The sequence below is a fragment of the Mycobacterium sp. genome, from assembly GCF_032159565.1.
In the GTDB taxonomy this organism is placed as follows: Bacteria; Actinomycetota; Actinomycetes; order Mycobacteriales; family Mycobacteriaceae; genus Mycobacterium.
In genome coordinates this window covers 1-6,900 of the sequence record NZ_JAVHWR010000206.1, presented here as the reverse complement: position 1 = coordinate 6,900, position 6,900 = coordinate 1, and the positions used below count along the sequence as shown (strand labels likewise).

Sequence of the window (6,900 nt, the reverse complement as noted above, 5' to 3'; positions counted from 1 at the left end):
CACGATGGATGATGCGGTGGAAGCCAGCGCTCAACGCGTTCGCTATCACCTTCGGCGACCGTTTCCCGGCGGCCGAAACCTACTGATGAAAACCGCCGGAAACACCGTTAGCGAGATAGTCCCCCAGAGCCAAGCGGTCGGCCAGTAGCGCAACATAATTCGTGATGCGCCTGCCCGGGATAGCGGTTAGTCGTCGGTCACAGTCAGGATGACGTCGACGTTGCCGCGGGTCGCGTTGGAGTACGGGCAGACCTGGTGAGCCTTCTCGGTGAGCTGCTGCGCAGTGGCGTGGTCGACGTTGGGCAGCGTAATTTCAAGTTCGACGGCAAGGCCGAAGCCGCCGTTGTCCAGATTCTCTATCGACACACGCGCCCCGACAGCCGAGTCGGAAACATCTGCCTTGTCCTGGCGGCCGATCATCCGCAGGGCAGAGTGAAAGCAGGCCGCGTACCCAACGGCGAACAGCTGCTCGGGGTTGGTGCCGACGCCGCTGCCGCCCATCTCCTTGGGGATGGATAGTTCGAGATCGAGCTTGCCGTCGGATGAGCGAGCGTGCCCGTTGCGTCCGTCACCGGTGGTCAGTGCTTCGGCGGTGTAGAGAGCTTTCAAGGGATTTCCTTTTCGTGGGGCCTTTGAGCACGAGCGGTGCCATGGTCACCGGCACGCTGTTCCACCCTTCTTGATTCATAACGGCGGCTCTTCCCGAGAGGAGAGTTCCGCACCCGCATCAGTCGTGGAGGTGCGCGCCGATTCGGGCCGGTTATGCAATTGACGGTGCGATCAACTCTGACTGCCTGGGACATGCGGCTGCATCCGTGGAGCCCCGGGTCGCAACACGGGCCGCATGGGAGTGGCTTATCGGGACTTAATAGCGTTGAAGTTGCCGGCGCGAGGTGACGCCCAGCTTTGCGAAGATCTTGCTTATGTGCCATTCGACGGTGCGGGGGCTGATGAAGAGCCGGGCGCCGATGTCTTGGTTGGAGAGTTCTTCGCGAACCAGTCGGACGATGTGGGCCTCTTGGGAGGTGAGCTGACTGTCGGTAGCCGCCTTGCGCTTGCGGGCCGTCCCGCCTGCCGCCTGCAGTTCCCGGGCGGCGCGCTGGGCGAACGCCTCCGCGCCCATCACGGTGAACATGTGGTGGGCGGTGCGCAGGCGGTGGCGCGCGTCAATTCCTCGGCGGTGGCGGCGCAGCCACTCGCCGAAGAGCAAGTGGCTGCGAGCCAGTTCCCCGCGAATCCGGGTGCGTTTGAGGCGCTCAATCGCCTCCAGGTAGGCGTTTTCCGCGGCTGCCCCATCGAGCAGCGCCCGCGAACGTGCCTCGATGCCTAGCGCCCAGTCGGTGCCGCTGGCGTGTGTCATCGAGCTGAGCCTTTCGAAGGCCTGCGACGCCAGATCTACTTGCCCACAGCGGCTGGCAGCCTCGATGGTTTCGACGAGTGCTCCCCACGTGCAAGCCCCTAATTCCTGTGGGTCCACGATGACCTGATGGGCAGCGTCGATTGCGAGCTCATATCTGCCGAGGCTGGTGTAGAGCAGCGCCTTACTCCAGCCGGCGACGGCCACGCCGATGCCCTCGCCGCGACTCACGGCGCCGTCGCTGGTGGTATCGATCACCGCAACCGCTTCGGCTTCTCGACCCTGCCAAGCGGCTAACAGGCCGGCACCGGACGGCGCGAGAATGCCGGTCGCTTCGGTGACCTTGGTGAGCTCGGCGATCAGCGACGCGGCCGCCGAGAGCTCGCCGAGCAGTGTGTGCGACGCAATGCGCATCGACAATGCCAAGGGCAGCGTGGCGACTGAACCGGCATCTTTTACCAGGCGGACCTGTAGGTCAGGCAGTACCGCCCATGTCTCCTCGTCCCACAGATCGATGGCCATGGCGTGGGCTAACCAGAGCCAACGGCGGCTTTCTTCCGTAGTTAGCTCCGGGCCAACGAATGCGCGCAGCGCCCGCTTCAACGCCGGCACTCCGGCGGAATATCCGTCGCTGAAGCGCGTCGCCAATCCGTCCAACAGAAGATCGTGTGGGCGCGGATGCTGTGCCGATGAGGGGGCGGCGCGTGCGGCCCGCGCTACGTGCGGGAGGCCCTTGTCGCCTGCCAGCGGGCCGGCATGGTGGGCCGCGGCGAGGCTGTCCAGATAGGCGTCTCGGGCAAGTCCGGCGTCGAAGTGCGCCAGCCGCGTAGCCGCCCGCAGAAACAGCTCGGCAGCGTCGCCGCAACGGTTACTCGCGAACGCCAGCTGTGCTCGTAGCTCGTCGACCTGCGCGCTGAGCCGTTCGTCCAGCCGTCCCGCGTCGGCGATGGAAAGCAATCTCACCGCCGTGTCCGGCTCGCCGGCCAGGTGTGCGGCGCGCGCGGCGGCCAAAGCGCGCTCGGCGCGCCGCGCGGGTTCTGGAGTCAGCTGGGCGGCGCGCTCGAGGAAAGAGGCCGCGGCGGCGGGGCCCCCACGCGCTTGGGCGCGGTCGGCGGAACGCTCCAGTTCGACCGCGATGCCCTCGTCGGGCAGGGACGCGGCTTGGGCGCGGTGCCATGCGTGGCGATCGGGATCGCAGTCCACGTCGGTGGCATCTGTCAGGGCGCGGTGTACCACGCGGCGTTGTTCTGCCGGTGCGGCCCAATAGATTGCGGAGCGCAGCAGTGGATGGCGAAACGTCACACGGGTGCCCATCTCGAGCAGTCCGGCCGAAGATGCCGCCCCTGCGGCAGCCGGACCAATCCCGAGCTGTGCCGCGGCCCGCCACAGCAGCACCGGATCACCCAGCGGCTCCGCGGCCGCGATCAGTAACAGCTCCCGGGTCTGAGGATCAAGCAGTTCCAGTCGCCGTCGGTAGCTTTCCTCGATCTGTTCGGACAGCATGCGCGCACCCTGCAGCGCGAACCCCGTCGACAGCTCGGCTTGTGTGAATCCTTGGGGCAGCTCCAGCAGGGCCAGTGGGTTGCCGCGTGTTTCGGCGACGATCCGGTCGATCACCCGCTCGTCCACCGGCCCGAAAACCGCCGAATGAAACAGCGTGCGTGCATCAACGGGAGGTAGACCCTCAACGACCAGTGACGGCAGGCCCGCTAACCCTGCTTCGTCGTCTACGCCTCGGACGGAGAAGACCAAGGCCACCGATTCGGCCTCCAGGCGGCGGGCAATGAATGCCAACGCCTGCGCGGAGGCGCGGTCAAGCCACTGCGCGTCGTCGATCACGCAGACGAGCGGGCGCTCCTGTGCGAACTCAGCCAGCAATCCCAACGCCGCCAAGCTGACCAGGAACCGGTCCGGCGGTTTCCCGGCGCATACCCCGAAAGCGGTGAGCAGTGCGTCGCGCTGCGGAGTCGGCAGGCGGTCCACTCGATCCAACATCGAGGCACAGACCTGGTGGAGCCCAGCGAATGCCAATTCCATCTCGTACTGGCCACCCGCGGCGCGCACCACCTGACACCCCGCGGCCCTCGCAACGAGGTAGTTGAGCAGCATGGTCTTGCCCACCCCGGCTTCGCCACGCAACACCAATGTCCAACTCTGGCCCGTACGAAGGGCTGCGAGTCCGGTGTCGAGGGCGGCGCACTCCCGGTGCCGGCCGAGCAGGGCCGGGATCACCTTGCTATACCCGCCCGGCGGAGCAGATGCACTCGATGCCAGCAACACCGGCCACTTCAACGTCAAGATTGTCGCGGTGGTCGAACTTACGCACATGGCCCTGCATTGTCGTCCACAATATCGTGATCTTTCTTCGCGAACTGGAAGGTGAGCTGATCCGGGGGGTCGACGGCCTTCCGCCGCACTGAGTCCACCCGAGTGTGCGCGGATGGAGTTGTCGCAAACCGGCCCACTCTCGCGCCAATCGCCCTTGACGCGTCGAGACCAGACCCGGGGAGTGACTGGTGCTGACACGGGTGGAATTGTCTACCGGCCGCGGGGACAATTATCCATCAAGGGGCACAGCGACTGGTACTGATCCCGGCAGCTTGTACCGCATGGTGCCGACATGGTGTCGGATGCGGTGAAGCGCGGACTTCTCCCAGAAGACATATGACGCAACCGATTTCCGTGCCGGTTTGACCAGTCAGATGGGACAGAAGCAGATGACACGCACCGTGCAGTTCTCCGAATACGGCGGCACCGACGGGCTCAAAGTGGTCGATACCCGTCCGCTGACGGCGGGTCCCGGGCAGGTACGGCTCGCTATGCGGGCTGCGGGCATCAATCCCGTCGACTGGAAGATGATGCAGGGCCAAATGCGCGAGATGATCCCGTTGGCACTGCCTGCCGGCCTGGGTTCCGATGTGGCCGGGGTTGTCAGCCAGGTCGGCGACGGCGTCACAGCGTTCCAGGTGGGCGATGAAGTTCTCGGCAGCTCACTCACGCCCTCCTTCTCCGAGGTCGTCCTGGCGGACCCGGCAAATCTGATCACCAAACCCGCTGACCTTCCGTGGGAAGTGGCTGGGAGCTTAGCTGGCGCGGGGGGCACCGCGTGGGCCGTGCTTGAGCAACTCGGTATCCGCGCAGGCGAGACGTTGCTGGTCCATGCCGCCGCCGGCGGTGTGGGCACCTTCGCCGTCCAGATCGCAGCCGCCCGCGGTGTGCGCGTGATAGGTACAGCAAGCGAGCCCAATCACGAGTACCTCCGTTCGATCGGCGCCGTGCCCGTCGCCTACGGCGACGGGCTTCTCGAACGCGTACTGTCGATTGCCCCGCAAGGGGTCGACGCTGTGCTCGACGCGTCGGGCAGGGGAGAGATCCCGGTCTCGATAAAACTGGCGGGAGGACCCGACCGCGTTCTCACTCTCGTCGCTTTCGACGCCGCCGCCGCCGGCATCCAAATCTATGTCGGCGGGCCGGGAAATGACCCGCGCCCCGCCCTTCGCGAGATTGTCTCCCTTCTCGAGAATCAACGGCTGCGTGTCCCCATCTGGCGCGCGTTCCCGCTCTCACAAACTGCAGCCGCGCTCGACGCAAGCAACACAGGCCACCTCAACGGCAAGATCGTCCTACTGCCGTAGCGGCGCATTCCACAACTGGATAGGAAGGGCCCGAGATAGTTCAGACGGGTAGGAAGCTATGGGATTACTTGACAAGAAGGTCGTGCTGATCACCGGCACCGGAGGAGGTCTGGGCCGCGTCGCGGCACAGACCTTTGCGCGAGAAGGCGCAAAGGTTGTCGGGTCCGACATCAAGGTTGAAGCCAACGACGAGACGGTCGAACTCGTACGTCGCGCCGGCGGCGAGATGACTGGCATCGCACCGATCGATCTCACCGACCCCGAACAGGCGCGAAAGATGGTTGAGGATGCCGTCGCCGCCTACGGTGGGCTCGACGTGGTCTACAACAACGCGGCCATCCAACACTTCGGTCCGATGCCCGATTTCTCTATCGGTGACTGGCGGGCGACCATAAGTGGCGAACTCGACATTCCCTTCTTCGTGTCGAAGTTCGCATGGCCGCACCTGGTCCGGCGCGGTGGCGGTGTCATCATCAACGTCGCGTCCGTGGCAGGCATGATCGCCGCAGAGATCCCGCCGATTGGCGGGCATGCCGCAGCGAAAGCTGGCGTCATCGCCATGACCCGACAGTTCGCACTTGAAGGCGCGCGCCACGGGATCCGCGCGGTGGCAATCAGTCCCGGGCCTTTCCTGACCCCGGCCAGCGACCGCGACCTCGGCGACGACCAGGCGGCCCGCGACGCGATAACCAGCAAGACGCTTCTCAAGCGCTTCGGTCAACCCGAGGAGATCGCGGAGCTCGCGGCCTTCGTCGCATCTGACCGGGCGTCTTACATCACAGGCGCCAACTACCCGGTCGACGGGGGCGCGACGGCTTGGTAGAGCCACAGGGCGCGGTCTCCGACCTACCTCTCAAGGCTTGCCAGCGTGCGCTCGAACCCAAGCGGCTGGTGATGATCAAACGCGGGCACTTCGCGACTGGTTCAAGGCCCACCTCTGCCCCTAAGGAGGCCGCACCCCCCTCAGCCAGGAACTAGCTGTTCTTCAATCGCGCAATGTTGTTGCAGCAGGCGCAATTCCGCTCGTTCTACCGCCGGAGTGCACGTATTCCGAACGTGCGCTATTCCCTCAGCGGGTCTGCGTGTCTTGGACCGATTCAGCTCAGACCGCGACGGGCGACATCAGCGAGGTGTTTCAACCTGATGGTGCCCTCGGCGGCCGACATGAGATCCCCCGTCGGCGATTCATCGAAGATACGGGCGAATCTGTACGGCTCCACTGACCGGACGCCGCGATCCGAACCCAACCTGTGAATGAAAATTGCTCTGGGGATAACACCGGATCCAGCCCGAGCGTCAGTTACGCAGCCTTGAGTTCGATCCCGATGCTTTTCTTTCCACCCCGCGCAGCTTTGGGTATACGTCGAGCAGCCGGCCGAATGGCCCGTAGCGCTCCGTGATAGCCCGCTGCACATCCGCGGCGTCCGCCTTGTCGAGGACCTTCGCCACTGCTTCGACCGGCTCACCCTTGGGCCGCCCACGCATGTCACACACCGCCACGGTAACGCGCGGAGTGTTACGGATCCGCTTGACCTTCCACGAGTCTTCCTCGGTGTGGACGAGCAGGCGGTCGCCGTCGGGAGCGGCCCCGACAGCGGTCGGCTTGGGCCGGCCATCCTTGGTGAACGTGGTCAGCAGGATCTAGCGGGCCTTGGATATCTCAGCGAATGTGGGAGCCATGGTTCAGGCCGCCTTTCCGTTCGGCTGGCGGCTGGGTCGCAGTGCGCCAGGCCAGTGGGTTCAGTTCGCGGTAGGGATCGCCGTTGCGGATCACCAGGAGCTCGGCCAGGGCCTGCTCCAGTGATGCCTGGGTGTTCTGTTTGACGGTGGCGATCCACTTCTGTTCGGAGATCCGCGCGGGTTTGGTGGTGTCGATGGGGGCAGCGAAGCGCAGATACATCCGCTGCG

The 6,900-nt window shown here is 65.2% G+C and carries 4 protein-coding genes and 2 pseudogenes; 2 read left to right on the top strand and 4 right to left on the bottom strand.

Translation table 11 applies throughout. The features are described from left to right. Positions 1-186: 186 nt before the first annotated feature. Both QOC76_RS27660 and QOC76_RS27655 read right to left on the bottom strand, forming a co-directional pair. Positions 187-609 (bottom strand): organic hydroperoxide resistance protein, encoded by a 423-nt coding sequence (locus QOC76_RS27660; protein ID WP_526362526.1) that lies wholly within the window; start codon positions 607-609, stop codon positions 187-189. 256 nt (positions 610-865) lie between these two features. Beyond that, positions 866-3,655 carry a helix-turn-helix transcriptional regulator gene (locus QOC76_RS27655; protein ID WP_526362524.1) on the bottom strand — a complete coding sequence of 930 codons (2,790 nt, stop codon included), beginning with the start codon at positions 3,653-3,655 and terminating at the stop codon, positions 866-868. Between the two features lie 404 nt (positions 3,656-4,059). On the opposite strand from QOC76_RS27655, the gene QOC76_RS27650 reads away from it, so the two are divergent. Both QOC76_RS27650 and QOC76_RS27645 read left to right on the top strand, forming a co-directional pair. Further along, a complete protein-coding gene (locus tag QOC76_RS27650; protein WP_526362522.1) occupies positions 4,060-4,992 on the top strand; it encodes an NADP-dependent oxidoreductase in 933 nt (310 codons plus the stop codon). A gap of 58 nt (positions 4,993-5,050) precedes the next feature. Further along, positions 5,051-5,815, top strand: a complete 765-nt coding sequence (locus tag QOC76_RS27645; protein WP_526362520.1) for an SDR family NAD(P)-dependent oxidoreductase — start codon at positions 5,051-5,053, stop codon at positions 5,813-5,815. Between the two features lie 477 nt (positions 5,816-6,292). Here the strand turns inward: QOC76_RS27645 and QOC76_RS27640 are convergent. Both QOC76_RS27640 and QOC76_RS27635 read right to left on the bottom strand, forming a co-directional pair. Then, positions 6,293-6,633: pseudogene (locus tag QOC76_RS27640) on the bottom strand (PPOX class F420-dependent oxidoreductase). Positions 6,634-6,652: 19 nt separating this feature from the next. Continuing rightward, a pseudogene (locus QOC76_RS27635) lies at positions 6,653-6,900 on the bottom strand (glycerol acyltransferase); the annotation flags it as partial.